The following is a 20,136-nucleotide window of genomic DNA, read 5'->3' as shown; positions in this document are numbered from 1 at the left end:
TCAAATGAACCGCCAATCATTAGATGGCATTTATGTTACGAACACAGAAAAGGACATTCCCATGACTACCAATCAATCATTACTTGAGCGCCGCAAAGCTGTTTTACCAACAGGACTTGGGGTTGCCTTTCCTATCTTTGCAGAAAAAGCAAAGAACTCAGAGATATGGGACATTGAAGGCAAGCGTTATATCGACTTTGTCGGCGGTATCTCAGTATTGAACACCGGTCACAGCCATCCAAAAATCACCCAGCGTGTTCATGAGCAGCTTGATAAATTTACGCACACTGCGGCGCAAATGATCAACTATGAGTGCTATGTGGATTTGGCAGAAAAGCTGTGTGAAAAAGCACCGATCAGCGGCGACACCAAGGCGTTCTTTTTGACCACTGGCGCAGAAGCGGTAGAAAACTGCATCAAGATTGCACGTGCTAAGACCCGTCGTCCAGGTGTGATCTCTTTTGTTGGTGGCTGGCATGGTCGCACCATGATGTGTATGAGCCTGACAGGCAAAGTACTGCCATACAAAAAGAACTTTGGCCCGATGCCAGGACCTGTGTTCCATGCATTGTTCCCTGCAGAAGAGCTGAATGTGACCGAAGCACAAGCGCTACACAGCCTTGATATGATCTTCCAAGCAGACATCGATCCTAGTGAAGTAGCAGCGATGATTGTTGAGCCAGTCCAAGGCGAGGGTGGTTTCCATCAGGTAACGCCATCATTTGCCAAAGCACTACGCGAGATCTGTGATGAGCATGGCATCGTGCTTATTTTTGACGAAGTACAGTGTGGTTTTGCGCGTACAGGTACGTTGTTCGCCACTGAACAGTTAGGTGTTGAGCCTGATTTGATGACTGCTGCGAAGAGTTTGGCGGGTGGTTATCCTATCTCTGCGGTCATCGGCCGTGCTGATATCATGGATGCGCCGCAAGTCGGCGGCTTAGGTGGTACTTACTCTGGTAACCCACTGGCTTGTGTGGCTGCGCTTGCTGTGATGGAAGTGATCGAAGAGGAAAACTTACTGGAGCGTAGTATCGAGATTGGCGATACCATTGCTTCGTTCTTGAAAGGCTTAAACCTAAGCAGCATTGGTCATATCCGCTATAAAGGCGCGATGCTAGCGTTTGAGCTAATCGATAGCGAAGGTAAACCTGATGCAGCAGCAGCAGCCAACTTAAAAGCAAAAGCATTTGAGCAAGGCTTGCTACTAGCGTCTTGTGGCATGTATGGCAATGCTATCCGTGTGATGGTGCCATTAACGGTTGAAGATGACGTGCTACAAGAAGGTCTTGATATCATTAAAGGTATCCTAGCGGCTTAATAGTTATCGAGTGTCATAAAATTTAGCGATGGATCGCTTTTAATCAAACATTGATTTTGATTGGAAAGTTATAGTTAAGATAACGGCAAGGCTGCCCTTATGACACTCACATGGAGTGTGATTTTAAACGGCGCCTTGCAAGTCAAGGCGCCGTTTTTGCTATGTGAATATCAAACAACGAGCAATCGGCTTTCTTTGGCGGAAACGATATATAGTAAATATGATGAGTGATATCTCATTAAACAGAAATAGTGTAACCATAAAAGGTTCACACGGATGACACACAGACAAGGAGTAGGTTATGTCTGAATTAAAGAAAACGTTAGGTGTGTTCGATATCATTGCGCTGGCATTCGGTGCGATGGTTGGTTGGGGCTGGGTCGTGCTGGCGGGTGGTTGGATTATCTCGGCAGGTATCTGGGGCGCAATTAGCGCCTTTTTGATCGGCGGTCTCGTGGTGGTTTTGATTGGTGTGACGTATGCTGAACTGGCCGCATCCATGCCCATCACAGGGGGTGAGCACACGTATACACACCGTGCATTGGGGGTGAATGTTTCCTTTATTTGCTCATGGAGTATTTTGTTTGGTTATTTTTCTGTCGTCGCTTTTGAGGCAGTAGCATTGCCTACTGTTGTCGAATATGTTATTCCCAATTATAGCCAAGGCTATCTCTGGAATATCGCTGGTTGGGACGTTTACGCTACGTGGGTAGCTGTTGGAATGCTCGGCTCAGTGATTGTCACATGGCTCAATATACGCGGTATGGAAGTCAGTGCGTGGTTCCAAAAGCTGGCAGTTGTCGGTATTTTCTGCGTCGGTATCTTACTATTCGTTGGTGCGTTGTTATTCAATCCTGAAACCTCCAACTCAGTACAAGCACCAAACTTTATCGGTGGTATGGGCGGCATCATGACCGTGATGGTGATGGTACCGTTTTTGTTTGTGGGCTTCGATGTGATTCCACAAGCCGCAGAAGAAATCAATCTAACCCGTCCAAATATCGGCAAATTTTTGATTGTCTCTATTATCATTGCCGTACTTTGGTACGTGGCTGTCGCTTGGAGTGTGGGCAAAACACTACCACTATTACAAGCACAAGACTCAACATTGGCGACCGCTGATGCGATGACCAATGCTTGGAATGGTAAATGGGCGGGTACGTTGCTCGTTATTGGCGGTGTATTGGGTATTTTATCAAGCTGGAACGCGTTTCTTATCGGTGGTAGTCGCTTATTGTACGCCATGGGTAAAACGCACATGTTGCCACAGTTTCTGTGCAAGCTACATCCTAAGTATAACACCCCAGTCAATGCGATCTTGTTGATCGGTGGCCTTGCGACACTAGCGCCACTCTTCGGTCGTAAAATGCTTGTGTGGATTGTTGATGCGGGCGGCTTTGGTATCGTTATCGCTTATACTTGTGTTGCATTGTCATTCTTAGTGCTACGCTACCGTGAGCCTGATATGGTACGTCCATTTAGAGTACCAGCAGGTAAATTGGTTGGTATCATCACTATTATCTTAAGTCTTGGTATGTTGGCGCTCTATCTACCGGGTATGCCATCAGCCCTTGTTCCTATCGAGTGGTGGATATTCCTTGGTTGGACGGTTCTTGGCGGCGCATTGTATGGTTATGCTACGATGAAAAATCCTGGTAAGAGTAAAGAAATTATGGATCATGAGCTGCATGAGCTAAAAATCGTTAATCAGCAATGGTTAAAAGACAATCCATATAAAAAATAGAGCTGTCAGTCACCATTTAAAAAAAGCCTAACGTCAAACGTTAGGCTTTTTTAGTTTGTTCAATAAATTGCTTATACGATTAAGATTTATCGCGGATCAGCTTATAGTTTAAGAATTCAGTGATACCAAGTGTACCAAGCTCGCGACCAAATCCTGAACGTTTAACGCCGCCAAACGGTGTGTTTGCTTCCGTACCAGAAGGTGCGTTGATCGTAACCATGCCCACTTCCAATTTGTCAGCAATGTCAGCAGCTAGGGCAGCATCTTGCGTTTGGATAGAAGCACCAAGACCGAAAGGCACATCATTAGCGATCTTGATAGCGTGATCGACATCACGAGCCTTGTAGACGACAGCAACAGGACCAAATAGCTCCTCACGGTAGACATCCATTGATTCAGTCACATCTGTCAATACGACAGGTTTGAACCATGCACCAGGCTTATCTTTGACCAGTCCGCCTTCTACTAGGACCGTCGCGCCTGCTTCAACGGCACTATCTAACTGCGCTTGCAGGTTGACCGCAGCAGCCTTTGAAGACATTGGGCCGATAAAGGTTTTTTCATCAAGAGGATCAGCCAATGTCATACCGCGTACAGCATCAGTAAAGCCCTCAACGAACTTGTCATAGACAGACTCAAGAACAATGAGGCGTTTGGCGGCGTTACAGGCTTGGCCGGCATTACCAAAGCGACCAGAGATCGCGCCTTTTATTGCTTGTTTGATGTCGGCATCTGCTGCAACGATAAAGGCATCTGAGCCGCCCAGTTCTAATACGACTTTTTTGAGTGCGCCGCCTGCTTCTTTGGCAACGGCTTGCCCAGCGCGTTCAGAGCCAGTGAGTGAGATGCCTTGTACACGCTTGTCATGGATAATAGTCGCTGCCTGATCGTTGGTGGCAAAAACATTGTTATAAACGCCTTCAGGTACGCCGACTTCTTTGAACATGTCAGCGATAACTTCTGCAGTCTTAGGGCATTGAGGCGCATGCTTTAAGATAATAGTATTACCTGCCATAAAGTTTGGCGCGACAAAACGTGCCACTTGATAATGCGGATAATTCCACGGCATGATACCGAGTAGGGCGCCAACAGGACGTTTTTCTACCGAAGCTGATCCTGAGTCAACATCAATGGTGTTCGGTGCGAGTAGTTGCTCAGCATTGTCTGCATAGTAACGATAGATTTCAGCGACTAGACCGATTTCACCCTTGGCTTGTGCAACGGGTTTACCCATCTCACCCGCCACGATGCGAGCCAGCTCATCTTGACGCTCAAGATAGCTATCGGCAATTTTATGCAGTAATGCACTGCGCTCATTCAATGAGACTTGACGCCAGTCTTGATAAGCGTTGTCAGCCTGCTCGACGACTTGCTGGATGTCTTGTTCAGTGGCGGTAGGGTAAGTGGCTTCTAGTTCGCCGGTAGCTGGGTTGTTGATTTGATAATCACTCATAGTTATGTCCTTTAGTTTAAAATATTCTTGGGTTCAAAATCCATTTGGGTCTATATTTTTATGCGGGTGCTTTTGATTAATGGCCTTGGTTGCTGCTGGGTAATACAATGAATATTACCGCCGCCATAGACAATCTCTTTTGTGCGTACTCCCACTACTTGATGCTGCGGAAAGACTTTTTCAAGCTGTGCGATCGCTAAAGCATCATTTATATCATCATATTGCGGTACGATGACCGCATCATTACAAATGAGAAAATTGGCATAAGAGGCAATACAAACATCACCTGTCAAGCGCGGTTTGGCATCATCAGATTGGACAATGTCATAGTCATCAGGCAAGGTCACTGGCTGCTGGGTGCAGCAAAGTTTGTGAACTGTTAAGCGTCTGCCTTTTGCATCGGTCATATTTGAGAGCTGCTCATAGGCTTTTTGCGTGGCTTCATAAAAAGGATGCTCAGGGTTATCAGTGTATAAACAAACCACTTCACTAGGCCGCGCAAAACAGGCAATATCATCGACATGACCTGTGGTCTCGTCAGGATCAATCCCATCATCAATCCACAGCACTTTTTGTACATTGAGATAGGCTTTTAGTTTGTCCTCAATTTGTGCTTCAGTCAGGTGTGGGTTGCGCCCCGGGCTCAATAGACACATACGTGTAGTCAGAACCGTGCCTTCACCATCGACATGAAACGCGCCGCCTTCCATCACAAAGTCATCTGTGCGGTAGCGGCTAATATCTAGCTGCTCACATAGTCGTTCTGCGAGTTTATCGTCATCATCCCAAGGCGAGTAGAGGCCATCATAATCTCCGCCCCATGCATTGAACGTCCAGTCACAAGCGCGCAGCTCGCCTGCATCATTAATTAAAAATGTCGGAACGGTATCACGCGCCCACGCATCATCACTCGGCATGGAAATCACGTCGATATCGGCAGGTAAGCTATCGCGGCACTGCTGATAACCATCAGGATTAACCAGTACGCCAACTTCACAAAACTTGTTAATTGCCAATGCGACGTCAGTATAAGCTTTCTTAGCAGGATTGGCTTGTTGTCGCCAGTTATCCGCGCGGTATGGCCATACCATCCATACTTTTTCTATCGGCTCGAATTCTGCTGGCATGTGAAAGCCGTCTTGCTGTGGTGTCGTGTCAGTCAGTAATCTGGACATAAAATCACCTTATCGCATTCATGCGACGATAAAAGTAGTAAGAGATAATTGAAAATAGGGTATCTATTAGCCATGAGTCAGCAGCGCGCCATACATTGACGGACGACGATCACGGAACACGCCCCATTGACGACGTTCGATAGCAAGCTTGTCTAAATCAAAGGTCATACTAATCACTTCGCTAGTATCCGCCGATGCTTCTTGTATGATGTCGCCGCGACCATCAGTAATGAACGAGCCACCGTAGAACTGCATCGTGCTGTCATTACCATTTTGGCTGATGGTCTCAGTGCCGATACGGTTGGATGCGATAACGGGCATCAGGTTGGCGGCGGCATGACCTTGCATACAGCGTTGCCAATGACCTTTTGAGTTGACACCGAGGGTTGGTTCATCACCAATAGCAGTCGGATAAAATAACAGCTCTGCGCCCATCAATGCCATGCTACGGGCGCATTCAGGGAACCACTGATCCCAGCAGATACCGACCCCAATTTTGGCGTATTTGGTGTTCCAAACTTTAAATCCTGTATCACCGGGGGTAAAGTAGAATTTTTCGGCATAAGGGATACCATCTGGGATATGAGTCTTGCGATAGGTGCCGAGTATCTCGCCATCGGCGTCAATCACGGTCACACTATTGAAAAAGGTGTTGCCTGACTTTTCATAAAAGCTGATCGGTAATACCACTGCTAGCTCCTTGGCCAACTGTTTGAAATGATTGATAGCGGCATTATCAGCAACGGTCGTTGCCAGCTTAAAATAGTCAAATTCATGAACTTGGCAGAAGTATGGCGTTTCAAACAGCTCTTGGAGCAAAATGATATTAGCACCAGCCTTGGCCGCTTTGGTGACCAAGTCAGTGGCAGTGGCAATATTTTTTTGGATATCCCAACCACAGGCCATTTGCGTGGTGGCAACGGTAACGTTTCGCATGATCTAAATCCTTTTAATAATAGATAAGTAATACGGTATAAAAATAACGGGTTTTGTGGTCTAACCAACCATTAGAGAGTGTTGGTTAGACCCTAATGACCTAACATCGGGTTTGGATTACGCCATCATGTAACCCAATCCTAAGAAGGCTGCGACAGATAAACCGGCTCCTAGCATGGCATAGGGGAACTGGGTAAAGGCATGCTGCATGGGTGAGCAGCCAGCACCTTGTGCGGCAAGTAAGGATGAGTCACTAAAGAAGCACGCATGACTACCAAATGAGGACGCGGATAACAACGCACCAATCATAAGTGGCGTGCTCACACCAAGCGCAAGCGATATCGGGAAGACAATCGGCATTGCCAACACATACAAGCCCCAACTTGATGATGTGGCGAAGGTTAAGAATGCCATGACCGCAAAGATGACCGCAGGGAAGATAATAATCGTCATATAAGGCGTAATGGCTTCGATCACATAGGTGGTCATACCAAGATCATCATTGATTGCTTTTAAGAAAAAGCCGCCAATAACCGTTGAAAGTGGATAAAGCATGACTTTAAAGCCTTTAAAGATAGACTCTACTTGCGTCTCAAAGCTCAAAATACCTTGCATCCAATAGATAATGACGGTGACAAAACAGGTAAGTAACGCACCGCGCAACAGATCGACTTCGAAATAAATGGTCGAGACAATGAGCAAAATCATTGGGAAGGCGAAGTTTGCGATATTGGCTTTGAACGATAATTTGCGTTTGGCTTGCACGTTTGAGACCAACTGCTCTTCGATAAAGGCTTCAGGAACAGGGTGGCCTGACTTGGCACGTTTTTCAGCTTTTTTCATCGGTCCCCAGTCGCCTAATATGCCGTACGCGACCAAAAATACGATTAGGAGAGCGAACCACGCATACGCCATATAAGGAATGGCGCTGATGTAAAGGCCAAGACCAGCACCGTCAGCTGCAACCCCGTTTTCTTCTAACAGACCTGCAAAATACACCGCCCATGTAGAGATAGGCACGATTACACACATCGGCGCTGCGGTGGAGTCGACAATATAGGCGAGTTTTTCGCGAGAGACGCCATACACATCGGTAAGTTTTTTGACAGACGTGGAGACAGCAAGGCAGTTTAAATAATCATCAATAAAGACCACGATACCTAAGGCGAACGTTGCGAGCAATGACTGACGGCGCGATTTAATGATTTTTTGTAGCCATTCGCTAAACCCATCTAGGCAACCACTGATCTCAAGCAATTGGATGAGTCCACCCATCAGACCACAGACGAGCACAATCCAGATAATGGTTTCATTACCCAATACCATTGACATATTGTCTGCAAAAGGGGAGACCAGATCAAAAGGGTTGAGCATCACAAGCCCCGCGACACAGCCTGCCATCATAGATTCGAACGGTCGCCTAGAGACAATGGCGGTGACGAGCACCAATAACGTCGGCAATAAGGATAGGGCTCCCCACGACTCGTCTGGACCACGAGTCGTTGATAGCCACGCAAACGCTAAATAGATAGCGAGTGCACCCAGCACGGTGAGAAATACTCGCTTATTGTGATACTGCCCCTCGACAGCATCATTGAGTTTCATGTTCATACTTACGCTCCCTGTAAAACTCTATTTTTAGGACAAATTCTACGTTGTGGTTGATGTCAGGTAGAAAGTAGCGAATTGGCTTTCTATCTAACCCTGCCACAGCACTCCATTGCTATGACAGGTCAATCTAATAACAGTCATTAAGAGCGTTGTATTTGTTCAGTGCTCAGTATTTAAGACTCAGTGTTAGTGGGTTTATAGACCAGTCGTATCTTTTAGTGCATACCACCATGAGCCCATCACTGAATAGGGCACGCGCAGTGCTCGACCACCCGGGAACGGAATCCATGGGATTTGAGCAAAAGTATCAAATTCTTTGGTTTGACCATTAATGGCATCGGCTAGGATTTGTCCAAATAAATGCGAGCCTGTCACGCCATGACCACTATACCCATGAGCGAAAAATACCCGATCATGCAGCTTGCCCATTTGCGGGACGCGAGAGAACGACAAGGCAAAATTGCCACTCCACGCATAGTCGATTTTGACATCACGCAGCTCTGGAAAGATTTTGTTCATGTTGGGTCTGATCTTAGCGGTGATATCAGCGGGGTCTTGACCACCATAGACGGTACCACCGCCGAACAACATGCGCTTGTCTGCCGATAGACGGTAGTAATCGAGAATATAGCGTACATCTTCGACACAGACATCGGTGGGTAGCAGTTGATCGGCTAAATCACCTAACGGCTCGGTCGCGATGATTTGAGTAGATACAGGCATGACGCGATCAGTCAACTTAGGAATCACTTTATTAAGATAAGCGTTACCGCACAGAATCGCTTGTTTACAAGTGACAGAGCCAAACTCAGTGATGACTTTGATAGAATCATCGGCATACTCAATATCTACCACTAAAGTATTTTCATAAATTGTGCCGCCACCTTGTTCGATAGCCGCCGCTTCACCTAGTGCAAGATTGAGTGGGTGAATATGTCCGCCTGAATGGTCAATGACGCCGCCCACATAAGCATCTGATTTAATATGTTCTTGAATGCCATTTTTATCTAGCATTTCCCGATCATGCATACCGTGGCTTTCCCACAGCGCATGCGTTTCTTGTAAGTCTTTTAGCTGTCCGTTGTTTAATGCGGCAAAGATATTCTTTTCTTTGAGATCACAATTGATATCGTAGTCGTTGACAAAACGGCGAATGATTTTGCCGCCGCGAGTCACCAGTTGACCGACGAAGTCTGCATTTTGTTGACCATAAGACTTTTTGATTTTTTGTAGGCTCGCGTTTAGGCCGTTGACGATCTGACCGCCATTGCGACCTGATGCGCCCCAACCAATCTGCGCGCCTTCAAGCACAACGACTTCGTGATCGGTTTCAATCAGATGCAGGGCAGTGGATAGGCCGCTAAAGCCGCCACCGACCACACAGATTTCTACTTGGATGTCATTTTCTAGCGTCGGTCTATCAGGCTTAGGGTTGCGACTGGCAGCATAATAACTGTCAGGATATTGACCTTTGTCTGAATAGTGCGGGATATTGCGCGTGTTGTTAGACATATTACACATCCTGTAAATAGGTGAGGTATTCAAGGTTGGTGACTTGCTGGGCAAAGCGTTTGGCTTCTTGCTTTTTGACGGCAATCAATAGCTCAATCATCTCGCTTGGGAATAGCGAATCAATGATATCGCTGCTTTCAAATTTACGAATAGCCGAGAGCCAATCTAACGGCAAGGTTTTGAGTTCCGCTTCGTTATAAGTAATGCTATTGACGGGTTCTGGTGCCTCTAACTTGTTTTCGATGCCATATAGTATACCTGCTAAGACGGCACTACAAACCAAGTAAGGGTTGGCATCAGCGCCAGAGACACGGTGCTCGATACGACGTGCTTTGGTATCGCCACCAGGGATACGTACGGCCGCTGTGCGATTCTCATAACCCCATGACACATTGTTTGGTGCAAGCGTACCGGGTGTGAAACGGCGATAAGAGTTAACGTGCGGTGCAAACAATAATGTACAGTCCGACATGGTTTTTAGCAGACCCGCAACCGCATGGCGCAAAATCTCTGAACCTTCATCTGTACCGTTGTCAAAGACGTTATTGCCATCTTTATCTAACAAGCTGCAATGGACATGAAAACCGTTGCCAGATTGTAGACCAAACGGTTTTGCCATAAAAGTAGCGGTGAGCTTACGGCGCGCCGCCACTGCTTTGACCACTTGCTTAAACAAGATAGCATCGTCCGCCGCTTTTAGCGGATCGTTGACGTGTAATAAATTAATCTCAAACTGACCGCAGCCGTTTTCAGCCAGTGCCGCATCAACAGGAATATCGAGCTTCTCGCACTGCGCATAGACCTCATCTAAAAACTCATCAAACTGCAATAAATCATTGATGCTCAAAATTGAGGTCTTATTCAGTCTCAATCCGCTTTTAGGGCGGATAGGCGGTCTTGGCGTTTCCCCTTCGGTATAGTCAACCAAATAAAATTCCAGCTCCGTTGCCATTACAGGAGTCAGACCAAGCGCTTGAAATTTTTTGCTGATGTAATCTAAGACATGACGAGCATCGCCGTAGTAAGGCTCATTGTCTTCGGTATAGAGCCAAACGGGCAGTAACGATGAAGGCGCACTGGTGTTAAGAAGGGGATAAGCGGCGCGCCCTGTCGGTTTGGCAATCGCATCGATATCGCCATTACACTGAGAAGATTCAATAACATCTGCACCCCAGATATCGACCCCTAAAATCGACATCGGTAGTCGTATCGCGCCTTTTTCTGCTTTTTCCATTTGATCGAAGGGGATGCGCTTACCACGAAGTAAGCCATTAATATCACCTGCTGCAACATAGACATATTCTGTGTTATTTGCAGATTCGACCATTCCATTGGTTGTCATCATATCTATTCTTCCTATGAATTTTAGAGCTATTGGGATTGTGGTTAAGACGGTTATTGCACCTAAGTACGTATGAATCTGTGATGAAAATGGCGATAAATGTTTGATAAAACAGTAATTTATAAGAAAGTGATTATTTACTGTTTATATTCATTAAGAGGTACTTATCAATCTAATATAGGTATGAAAACTATAGTTGTCAATTTTTATTTAAAATTATCGTTAAATCACCCATTTTTCTCTAATTTATATAAATAAGACCAATTTATATAAAAAAACTACTGATATTGAAGTTTATAGTTTACATTTAATCGAATGCTATGGTAAATTTTAGCTAAACAAGGAATCAAACAATATCGCCTGCTAGGCCTCATTGTTATCAATAGGGAAAACGACATGAAAAATTCTAGACCTATCATCGCGATTGTTGCTTGTCAGAAGATGGTCGATGGTCAGCCCTCTCAAGCGGTGTATCAAAAATATATCGATGCGGTGAATTTTTATGGCGGTAATCCTATATTGCTACCAAGTACAGCCGCTGAAGACGAAAATTTTGATGCACTGCTAGCTATTGCAGATGGTATTTTATTAACAGGCAGCTACAGCAATGTGGCACCAGCACGTTACGGCGCAACGCACATCGAAGCAAAACAAGATTTGGGCCGTGATGAGTTAAGCTTTAAATTACTGGCTTATGCAGACAGAACGGGTACGCCGCTGCTGGCTGTTTGCCGAGGTCTGCAAGAGATGAATGTTTACTTTGATGGCACGCTGCATCCTGATTGGCGCGAGGTGGAGGGGTTTTATGAGCCGCACTTAGAGGACAGCACGCAACCACTTGAGGTGCAATATCAACCCGTACACGATGTCATTATCCAGCCTGATGGCAGACTTGCGGTGTTCGGTGAAAAATGGCACGTCAACTCCCTACATAAGCAAGCCATCAATAAAGTAGGTGAGCGTTTATTTGTCGAAGCCCTAGCGCCTGATGGCTTGGTAGAAGCCATTAGCTTGTTACAACATCCCTTTATGATTGGTGTACAATGGCATCCTGAGTTAAATTATGCACAAGATAACTTGTCCAAATTTCTATTCACGGAATTCATTCACTATGCCAGCACACCCCAAATCGAGTAGCACCACTAAAGGTCCGGTAGATATTGACAGCGCTAACACTGATATAGATAAAAGTGTCGATAGCGAGATTGGCAACAGCACTGACGCTGATGTTGCCAGTGATAAAGATATTGATATCGAGGAAGATGATGACATCAGTAGTGATGACGAAGATGAGTTGACAGATTCTGAAACAGACACGTCTAGCGACACTGACGAATCAATAGAAGAAGACATCGGTAAAAAAATCAATCAGCTGCGCCTTGCAAAAGGCTACTCGCAGCGTAAATTGGCGAAATTATCAGGATTGACGAACACTTCTATTAGCTCTATTGAGCGTAATAAGGTGAGTCCCGCCGTAAATACCTTGAAGGCGATTTTGGCAGTATTAGGTTCTGATTTGACCACGTTTTTTAGTGATGAGTGGAAGGAGCCAAAGGCGAGAGTGATTGTAACGCCAAAGGATTTGCTAGAGCTTAGTGAGCCCAGTAGCAGAGTATCGTTAAAGCAAGTCTATAACTGTAGCGCGACCAGAAACTTAGGGTTTTTGATCGAAACGTATCAGCCAAACAGCTCAACAGAAGAAAGAATTGCTCATGAAGGTGAGGAGATTGGTACAGTTATCGAAGGCAAAATTATCATCCGTATCAATGAGACCACGTATTTGTTAAATGAAGGGGATAGCTATGTGATTGACACCAATCAACCGCATACTTTTATTAATCCTACGGATGGTGTGTCTCGCATTGTCAGTGCTCACACACCAATGACTTATTAGGATCTCGCTTAGATATTTAATCTAAATACAGCTTATAGCTTGATAATGCCACTTCCATTATTGGAAATGGCATTTTTTTTGCTTAATATATCTCATCATAACTGAGATTGGCGTCTGCACAGATAGAGGTAGGCAGTCAGCTTATGACTTTTGATCAGCGTCAGATACTTCTGATTTGATATCTGCTTTTGTTGTTTCTTCTATTTTTGCTTCATCTTCTATTTCTGGCGATTCCGCTTTGTTTGCTTTTTCTTTTATCAATTTGACTTTTGGGCGCTTGGGGATGGGTTCAACATGTTTGACCGCCGCACCAAAGGCAGGTTTAGAGGTTTTGTTAAGGCTTCTTTTGATTCTTCGTACGGCGAGCGCATCGGCCTCAGCTTGTTCTTCTGCCAGCGCAGTATCGTACAATCCTTGGTATACCGCGAGGGTCTTTTCGATCATCTCACGCATGGTGAATTTGTTGGTCATCTCAGGTCGCGTCACGCTTTCTAATTGATTGCGCACTGCTTTACACAACGAGTTGGCATTGTGCTTTTTGACCAGTCCTTGCGGATAGAGTGGTTGTAGGATTTCGCTAAAAGCTGCCTGATCCCAGCCAATGACAGGGGTGCCCAAATGAATCGCTTGCAGGGCATTAATACCGATTGATTCTGGCTCATTGGCAAGTGCCATAACGATATTGGCTGCTGAGAGCCATTCACGCATGTCATTGCGTTTGCTACCCACATAAGTAATGCGCTCAGCCAACCCCAAACTGTTGGTACGTTGACGAAAGTCTTCATGAGCGACATCACCATCTTTATAATCATCGTCCATAATGATGACATGAATATTGGGAAATTGCTCTTGTAGATTGCCCAAGATATCAATCAGCCACTCTTGACCATACTCATTGCCAATGACCGTTGGAAATACGAGCCACTTCTTATGCTCAAGCTCAGGATATTCCGCAAAGGTATGACGCAACCAATAGACTGACGGATTGTGCCGATAAGGATAGCGCCGAGTATCGATGCCGCGGTAGATACGCGTGATGACTTTTGGATCGACTTCTTCACGACGTAGGCCTTTTTTGAGGTATTGGGTGACGCTATCAGATACAGTGATAATCGTATCGACATTGAGCAGGGCTTGCGAGTATTTGTTGATGGGATAAAACCCATACATGGTTGAGACCAGCTTTGGGAAACGTTTGACGCGCGCACGGCGCAATGCTAAATGCAATATCCATGCAGGCGTGCGTGAGTGTACATGAATGACATCAGGCTCATACTTCTCAATCAAATGCCTCAGTGCTGAGACTTGCAGTAATGCTAGCCACGACTTCTTGTTCATGTATAGCTGATGATAAATATTACCGTCACGCTTGAGGCGTCTAACCAAGTCATTGTTTTCACTGGCACTAGCGACAATAATGGAGGTATGCTCGTTTTTGACCAGTGCGCGCCCAAGATGAAAAATACCGCGCTCGGATTCATCATGCTTCAAAGACGATAGTAAGCGCATAACTTTCATAATAGCGTGGGTCACCGGTTAGTAATATCAAGCTGCTATTGTCAGTTAAAAGCGCTTAAAACTCAACCATCAAGATAAAAAGATAGCGTCAGATATTTAGCTTTTAAAAATAGATAAGCATGACTGTTTTGGCTAAAAACTGCCCAAACGTATTTAGCGGCGTTTTTGTAGATGCTCAGCGTTGGGCAATACTTGTTTTTCACTTAAGTATTTCCAGTAGCGCTGTGGTAGATACTGTCTATGTAGTTTGGGGTTTTTACGCTCTTTGATATTGACGTTGGTAAAGTAACCTTGCCAAAACTTTTGATAGCGCTGCTCATCGGGACTATGAATGCTGGCAGGGTTGCGTAAGACGGCATCATCGAGATCGGTGATGGTTTGCAGGGGTGCAGGACGAGTAGGCGTGCTATTACTTTTATCATAATAAATGCCATAACCACGAGTCAGATCGTAGATCGCCCAATGTTGATCTTGATAACGCTGACGAAAATGCTCCCCAATCAGTGGCAATACATTAAAATCAGGCTCAACCCGTGCAAAATAAATATCATCAGTTGTATGCTCAAAACGCACGAACGCCTCCATGCGATGTTTTTCGCGACCAACGGATTTGACCGTTTGTACCAGCTCAAGCACGTCCAAATTACCCAAATCCTGCATGATATTTCGGCGAGGGTAGTCGATGGCATATTTGACCACGCGGAACAAAGTTGTGCCGATGTCGTCCTTTTCTGACAAAAACCCCCACAAGATATTGCGCATACCTGAGCGACCAAGCAAGCTATTTAGTTTAACCAATACGCGCTCTGCTTTGTCTGCATCCGTTGCGACGCTAGTCGCTTGCGCTATTAAGGAGGGCACATAACAGTCTTGAGCGGTGAGCTTGAGTGATGCATCTTCTTGCAATCGATTGGCATAAACATAAAACACCGCGCTGAGCCAGCCTTCAAAGCTTGGCTCATACAGCACAATGCTAGGTGTTAACTGACCGATAGTATAATTGTCGTTTTGCACAAGTGCTGACATGGTTTATCCTAAAACGATGTGAAATGTATTTTGGCTCGTCATAAAATCTATGTAATTATTGTCAAATGCTACTGGTGGATATTTTTCTTGCGTGCTGTTCGCATCGCGTGACAGAGGCTGCAAAAAATATCACCAGTAGCGCTACCTTTTTATTTTATCGATTTTAGATTGATTTATATTTACGACAATGCCAAATTTAAAACAACGCCAACTGACCACTGCGCTGATCTTTAAACTTGGTCTGAGTTTGTGCCAGTACGTACTGACGGAAGTTATCGCGTGTCAAATGGGCAAGGTGCTCGTTTTTGCCAGTGGTAGCGATAAAATACTTGGCACGGTTGACCGCAGCGCCCATCTTTTTTAGATGATAGAGCGTCAACTGATTGAATTTGCGTGCTTTGACGATTTTTTTGGCAGTCTTGGTACCGATACCAGGGATACGTACGATCATCTCATAAGTCGCTGTCTGAATATTGACAGGAAAATGCTCACGATGACGTATCGCCCATGCCAGTTTCGGGTCACAATCTAAGTCCAAAAATGGCGACTCTGGCTCCACAATCTCATGCGCACCAAACCCATAAACACGCATTAACCAATCTGCTTGATAAAGACGGTTCTCACGTACCATCGGCACAGGGGTGCCAATCGCGGGCAAGCGATTGTCAGAGAGCATCGGTACATAACCTGAGTAGTAGACGCGTTTTAGATCATAGGTTTTATAAAAGTGACTCGATAGCTGAATCACCTGCAGATCCGTCTCGTTGCTAGCACCGACGATCATTTGACTGGTCTGACCGGCGGGCGTAAATTTAGGCGCTTTTTTGTGGGTTTTGCGACTCTCACGGATGGTGATAATTTCTTCTTTTACCGTTTCCATCGGCGCTTTTAATTGCTCATGCGATTTCTCTGGCGCAAGCAAAGCCAGTCCTGATTTGGTTGGGATTTCAATATTTACACTCAAGCGATCAGCATACAGTCCTGCTTCGAGCAATAGTTCTTTTGACGCGCCGGGGATCGTCTTTAGATGGATATACCCGTTAAAGCGCTCGCGAGTACGCAGGATTTTGGCAACTTCGACCAGTCGCTCCATCGTATAGTCGCCGCTTTTGAAGATACCAGAGCTGAGAAAGAGACCTTCGATATAGTTACGGCGGTAGAATTGCATGGTCAAATCGACGACTTCTTCGACACTAAAAGCAGCGCGCGGCGTGTCGTTGCTTTTACGTGAGGTGCAATACGCGCAGTCATAGATACAATGATTGGTCAAAAGGATCTTTAGCAAACTGACGCAGCGACCATCTTCGGTATAGCTGTGACAGATACCACTTTTTGAGGCATCACCCAGTCCGCCGCCTTGGTTCTTACGTGTACCAGCGGAGGATGAGCAAGAAACATCATATTTGGCAGCGTCGGCCAAGATATTGAGTTTGCCCTGTAATCTTTCATAATTGATGTTTGCCATAAGTCGGTTATTACCAATTAATTAATGAGTAACTATTTTACCAAAATATGCATTAAGTCATTGTATTTATAAGAAAATTTGAAAAATAACACGACAAATAGTGTCGTACGCGTTAAGAGTTTGTGAACGAGGATAAATACTACTCGATATGACACGCATTAAAAAAGGCCCTGAACACTCAAGACCTTTTGCAAAGTGATACTGTTAAAGACACGTGTGCTGTCATTAGTGAGTTATTTACTGCACTCTAGCTCTTATCACCACGGTTTGATTACCATTGGCATTAAGATTTGCTAAGTTCCATTTTAGGCCAGAGTAGTTTTCTTGCATGACAACGGTATTGCCAACTTGCTGAATGGTTTGATAAGTGTCGCCACCCGTAGTGGCAAACGTTGGCAATGGGCTATTTAACGATACCAGCTGGACGCCGCTTGGCAATGAAACCATCGCATTGATGTCATTAACGGGCTGTGCCGTAGTGTTGGTGTAGGTGGTGTGATATTCAATGACATCACCAGGGGCGATGTGGTTGGCAGGCACCGCAACTTCACGTCCAGCACTGTTTTTTAGGATTTTCATGACCTTAGTGTTTGCATTGACGACACCCGGCGTGCTAAAAGTCGGGGTCAACTGCAAAGTATCTAACGTGGTCGTCGTGATTTGATTGCTCACAGATTGATTGAGGGCTGGTTGATTAGTAATAACAGTGGTCGCTGGCGCATTCATAACAGGCAATTGAGTGGCCGTGGCAACAGGCAGGACTTGTGTTACGGTGCTAACTGGCGCCGTGACGACGTCTACTTTGGTGACGCTATTGGTCATTCGATTGGTGACCGGTACGCTAGTGACGGTTGCGCTTCCTTGAACCACAGGAGACTGGCGAACGACATAGCGCGGCACAGTCGTCACTTGTGTCACGGCATAAGGCATGCCATCTTGCATGGTGATACCGTTTGGTGTCGCAGTAATAGTGGCTGTTTGGCCATTAGAATATTGTTCAACTACCGTCGTGCTACCACCAGCAGATGAGCTGATCGCGATCTCAGGCGCAGCATGGGCTGAGGATGCAAGCACCATACCTGCGAGTATTGCAGATACCGTGGTGGTTAGTGCTGATGGTGCATAAGACTTCATGGTCATAATAGACTCCTTAACAGTATCAATAAAAAAAGCAGCAATAAGTAAAACAGCAATAATTAACGTCTAAACAAGCAAAACCCCCGCTAAATGACACCAAAAAGTATGCCAAATAACGAGGGTGTTAGTACTGACGATAGCCGGTGTCTATAATCAGACCATCATTATTTTGAGTAAAAGTGCTTCAGGATAAATTTATATCGATATTATGTGGGTAACATCACCTAATATAAAAATTACGATGCACTAAAAACTAAAATAATTATGCGCCAAAACAAATCGTGTATAAAAGCAGCATTGTGTAACTGACACCGCATAAATGCTATCAATGCGTAATGGCACTTTTAGTGATGTCATAAGATGTCTAGATAGACGGCCGTATCTATAACGATTAAAAATATCTGCAATTGAATCAAACGGCTACTTAAGGAGTAAGCGTCCATTATCTAACAATGTACTGCTTAAACTAACAATATACTGTTCAAATTGTCTACCATATAGCGCGCATGATTAATCGTAGATAACTTTCATCACTTCATACTCAACCACACCTTTTGGGGTTTCGATACGCACTTCGTCGCCTTCAAACTTACCGATGAGGCCACGAGCGATTGGTGAATTGACTGAAATTTTGCCAGCCTTGAAATCAGCCTCATCATCGCCGACGATTTTGTACTGTTTTTCTTCTTCAGTATCCATGTTTTCGATCACAACGCTGACGCCAAACACGATACGACCTTCTTTTAGTAACGTTGAAGGATCGATGACTTGTGCGCCACCAAGTTTGGCTTCGATATCACGAATACGTGCTTCACAAAACCCTTGTTGCTCACGGGCAGCATGATATTCAGCGTTTTCTTTTAAATCGCCGTGTTCGCGTGCTTCAGCAATCGACGCTGTGATGCGTGGACGGTCGACACTTTTTAGTTGTTTTAATTCGGCTTCTAAAGCCGCGTGTCCTTGTGGAGTCATAGGGTAACGTTGCATGTTTTTTCCTTAAACCAATAACAGTTTTTGAATATAATAAGCTTTGTTACTAGATAAAACGTTATCTAATAATAGGATATTTGATAAATAGAGGTTAGAGATAATCGACGCAAAAAAAGTTTATTAAAGCGTAGTGACTTAATATTGAAAATTACTGACAGTCTTTATAATCGACTTGATGTAATGTCGAGAGCTGCCATGATGCACCATTTGTAGATTTTTGGTATAAATTTAGATGGCAAGTAGATTTAGAATATCTTTGTTCAATCTCTCCAATAAGACGGTAATCTGTATTTGCTTGAGGATTAAAATAACTCTCTACATGACAAGAGTATTGACCGTCACTAGTCGTAGATTGCAGTGAAAAAGAGATAGGTTTGCCTGTCTCAAGATATCTTTCAGTCAAAATAGTCTTTTTTGCCAATTCTTCTTGTTTGGATAAGGGTAAAGAAGCAATCGTAAAATCTTGCCATCTCTCTGGCGTGATAGTGCCATTTTTGGACGCTACATTATGCAAGATAGAAAACTTTTCTCTATCAATGTCTTTCATGCTAAACGCTTTTGTTCCGGTGGCTGAAGCATACACAATAGCTTTTTGCAAAGTTGTGGGTTTTTCAATATCTAGATTGTACGATAGGGTTTCTTGGTTAGGGTCTTTGAACAGGCCACTTCTAAAGTTAGTCAAAACTGTGCCCGTACCTTCAATTTCTGTTTTATAGCAGGTACTATTTGGCGTTGCAAAGATACGACTGCTCGGATTCGTAATGACTTGTAAGCGACTAGATGACTTCGCTGGCGCGGCGGCAACTTTTGATTGCACGGTAAACATGCTTGTCAACGGCTTTGTACTTTGACAACCTAAAAGTGCAATGACAGGCACTACTATTAAACTTGCTCTTAAATAAAATGCCATGATATTTTACCTGATCAGTACGACAATAAAGAGCATAGTTGCAATCATGCCACTATGCTCTTTGATTATTAATAAGTCGATTCTAATAAACTAATGGGTTAT

16 protein-coding genes are annotated in these 20,136 nt (G+C 44.8%); 4 read left to right on the top strand and 12 right to left on the bottom strand.

Annotated features, from left to right (window positions below; genetic code table 11):
- Positions 1-61: 61 nt before the first annotated feature.
- Both gabT and ACHUET_RS03505 read left to right on the top strand, forming a co-directional pair.
- A complete protein-coding gene (gabT, locus tag ACHUET_RS03510) occupies positions 62-1,321 on the top strand; it encodes a 4-aminobutyrate--2-oxoglutarate transaminase (protein WP_394210699.1) in 1,260 nt (419 codons plus the stop codon).
- 301 nt (positions 1,322-1,622) lie between these two features.
- Positions 1,623-3,065 carry an APC family permease gene (locus ACHUET_RS03505; RefSeq protein WP_394210697.1) on the top strand — a complete coding sequence of 481 codons (1,443 nt, stop codon included), beginning with the start codon at positions 1,623-1,625 and terminating at the stop codon, positions 3,063-3,065.
- A 79-nt stretch (positions 3,066-3,144) separates the two neighbouring features.
- Here the strand turns inward: ACHUET_RS03505 and ACHUET_RS03500 are convergent, their stop codons facing one another.
- The 6 genes from ACHUET_RS03500 to ACHUET_RS03475 form a co-directional block, all read right to left on the bottom strand.
- Positions 3,145-4,518, bottom strand: coding sequence for an NAD-dependent succinate-semialdehyde dehydrogenase (locus tag ACHUET_RS03500; RefSeq protein ID WP_394210695.1), 1,374 nt, complete (start codon positions 4,516-4,518; stop codon positions 3,145-3,147).
- A 50-nt stretch (positions 4,519-4,568) separates the two neighbouring features.
- Entirely contained in the window at positions 4,569-5,693 is a 1,125-nt protein-coding gene (gene aguA, locus ACHUET_RS03495; protein ID WP_394210694.1) for an agmatine deiminase, read from the bottom strand.
- Between the two features lie 66 nt (positions 5,694-5,759).
- Complete coding sequence (gene aguB, locus ACHUET_RS03490) at positions 5,760-6,629, bottom strand: N-carbamoylputrescine amidase (RefSeq protein WP_463555804.1); 870 nt, start codon at positions 6,627-6,629, stop codon at positions 5,760-5,762.
- Positions 6,630-6,746: 117 nt separating this feature from the next.
- On the bottom strand, positions 6,747-8,240 hold the full coding sequence (locus tag ACHUET_RS03485) for a Na+/H+ antiporter NhaC family protein (RefSeq protein WP_394210692.1): 1,494 nt from the start codon (positions 8,238-8,240) through the stop codon (positions 6,747-6,749).
- A 195-nt stretch (positions 8,241-8,435) separates the two neighbouring features.
- Positions 8,436-9,752 (bottom strand): NAD(P)/FAD-dependent oxidoreductase, encoded by a 1,317-nt coding sequence (locus ACHUET_RS03480; protein ID WP_394210690.1) that lies wholly within the window; start codon positions 9,750-9,752, stop codon positions 8,436-8,438.
- A 1-nt stretch (position 9,753) separates the two neighbouring features.
- Positions 9,754-11,097 carry a glutamine synthetase family protein gene (locus tag ACHUET_RS03475; RefSeq protein WP_394210689.1) on the bottom strand — a complete coding sequence of 448 codons (1,344 nt, stop codon included), beginning with the start codon at positions 11,095-11,097 and terminating at the stop codon, positions 9,754-9,756.
- 393 nt (positions 11,098-11,490) lie between these two features.
- On the opposite strand from ACHUET_RS03475, the gene ACHUET_RS03470 reads away from it, so the two are divergent.
- Together ACHUET_RS03470 and ACHUET_RS03465 are read left to right on the top strand one after the other, a co-directional pair.
- Complete coding sequence (locus ACHUET_RS03470) at positions 11,491-12,231, top strand: gamma-glutamyl-gamma-aminobutyrate hydrolase family protein (protein ID WP_394210687.1); 741 nt, start codon at positions 11,491-11,493, stop codon at positions 12,229-12,231.
- Positions 12,206-12,988 (top strand): cupin domain-containing protein, encoded by a 783-nt coding sequence (locus tag ACHUET_RS03465; protein WP_394210685.1) that lies wholly within the window; start codon positions 12,206-12,208, stop codon positions 12,986-12,988. Before ACHUET_RS03470 ends, ACHUET_RS03465 begins: the two co-directional genes overlap by 26 nt.
- Positions 12,989-13,129: 141 nt before the next feature.
- Here the strand turns inward: ACHUET_RS03465 and ACHUET_RS03460 are convergent, their stop codons facing one another.
- The 6 genes from ACHUET_RS03460 to ACHUET_RS03435 all read right to left on the bottom strand — a co-directional run bounded on the left by ACHUET_RS03460 (position 13,130) and on the right by ACHUET_RS03435 (position 19,950).
- On the bottom strand, positions 13,130-14,506 hold the full coding sequence (locus ACHUET_RS03460) for a glycosyltransferase (RefSeq protein WP_394210683.1): 1,377 nt from the start codon (positions 14,504-14,506) through the stop codon (positions 13,130-13,132).
- A 153-nt stretch (positions 14,507-14,659) separates the two neighbouring features.
- Complete coding sequence (locus ACHUET_RS03455) at positions 14,660-15,532, bottom strand: TIGR03915 family putative DNA repair protein (RefSeq protein ID WP_394210681.1); 873 nt, start codon at positions 15,530-15,532, stop codon at positions 14,660-14,662.
- A 196-nt stretch (positions 15,533-15,728) separates the two neighbouring features.
- Complete coding sequence (locus tag ACHUET_RS03450) at positions 15,729-16,997, bottom strand: putative DNA modification/repair radical SAM protein (protein ID WP_394210680.1); 1,269 nt, start codon at positions 16,995-16,997, stop codon at positions 15,729-15,731.
- Positions 16,998-17,234: 237 nt separating this feature from the next.
- Positions 17,235-18,137, bottom strand: coding sequence for a hypothetical protein (locus ACHUET_RS03445; protein WP_394210678.1), 903 nt, complete (start codon positions 18,135-18,137; stop codon positions 17,235-17,237).
- A 507-nt stretch (positions 18,138-18,644) separates the two neighbouring features.
- Complete coding sequence (gene greA / locus ACHUET_RS03440; protein ID WP_394210676.1) at positions 18,645-19,121, bottom strand: transcription elongation factor GreA; 477 nt, start codon at positions 19,119-19,121, stop codon at positions 18,645-18,647.
- A 151-nt stretch (positions 19,122-19,272) separates the two neighbouring features.
- Entirely contained in the window at positions 19,273-19,950 is a 678-nt protein-coding gene (locus ACHUET_RS03435; protein WP_394210674.1) for a hypothetical protein, read from the bottom strand.
- Positions 19,951-20,136 lie beyond the last annotated feature (186 nt).

Source organism: Psychrobacter piscatorii (assembly GCF_043641605.1).
GTDB lineage: Bacteria > Pseudomonadota > Gammaproteobacteria > Pseudomonadales > Moraxellaceae > Psychrobacter > Psychrobacter piscatorii_C.
The sequence above is the reverse complement of the archived record's forward strand: the minus strand, read 5'-3'. Positions and strand labels throughout refer to the sequence as shown.

Bases quoted from the DNA above. Each gene is read 5' to 3' on its own strand.
- ACHUET_RS03435 (WP_394210674.1), bottom strand. From the start codon at position 19,950: ATGTTTACCGTGCAATCAAAAGTTGCCGCCGCGCCAGCGAAGTCATCT.
- ACHUET_RS03480 (WP_394210690.1), bottom strand. From the start codon at position 9,752: ATGTCTAACAACACGCGCAATATCCCGCACTATTCAGACAAAGGTCAA.
- ACHUET_RS03460 (WP_394210683.1), bottom strand. From the start codon at position 14,506: ATGAAAGTTATGCGCTTACTATCGTCTTTGAAGCATGATGAATCCGAG.
- ACHUET_RS03475 (WP_394210689.1), bottom strand. From the start codon at position 11,097: ATGATGACAACCAATGGAATGGTCGAATCTGCAAATAACACAGAATAT.
- ACHUET_RS03450 (WP_394210680.1), bottom strand. From the start codon at position 16,997: ATGGCAAACATCAATTATGAAAGATTACAGGGCAAACTCAATATCTTG.
- ACHUET_RS03505 (WP_394210697.1), top strand. From the start codon at position 1,623: ATGTCTGAATTAAAGAAAACGTTAGGTGTGTTCGATATCATTGCGCTG.
- aguA (WP_394210694.1), bottom strand. From the start codon at position 5,693: ATGTCCAGATTACTGACTGACACGACACCACAGCAAGACGGCTTTCAC.
- aguB (WP_463555804.1), bottom strand. From the start codon at position 6,629: ATGCGAAACGTTACCGTTGCCACCACGCAAATGGCCTGTGGTTGGGAT.
- ACHUET_RS03485 (WP_394210692.1), bottom strand. From the start codon at position 8,240: ATGAACATGAAACTCAATGATGCTGTCGAGGGGCAGTATCACAATAAG.
- ACHUET_RS03445 (WP_394210678.1), bottom strand. From the start codon at position 18,137: ATGACCATGAAGTCTTATGCACCATCAGCACTAACCACCACGGTATCT.
- ACHUET_RS03455 (WP_394210681.1), bottom strand. From the start codon at position 15,532: ATGTCAGCACTTGTGCAAAACGACAATTATACTATCGGTCAGTTAACA.
- ACHUET_RS03465 (WP_394210685.1), top strand. From the start codon at position 12,206: ATGCCAGCACACCCCAAATCGAGTAGCACCACTAAAGGTCCGGTAGAT.
- ACHUET_RS03470 (WP_394210687.1), top strand. From the start codon at position 11,491: ATGAAAAATTCTAGACCTATCATCGCGATTGTTGCTTGTCAGAAGATG.
- ACHUET_RS03500 (WP_394210695.1), bottom strand. From the start codon at position 4,518: ATGAGTGATTATCAAATCAACAACCCAGCTACCGGCGAACTAGAAGCC.
- gabT (WP_394210699.1), top strand. From the start codon at position 62: ATGACTACCAATCAATCATTACTTGAGCGCCGCAAAGCTGTTTTACCA.
- greA (WP_394210676.1), bottom strand. From the start codon at position 19,121: ATGCAACGTTACCCTATGACTCCACAAGGACACGCGGCTTTAGAAGCC.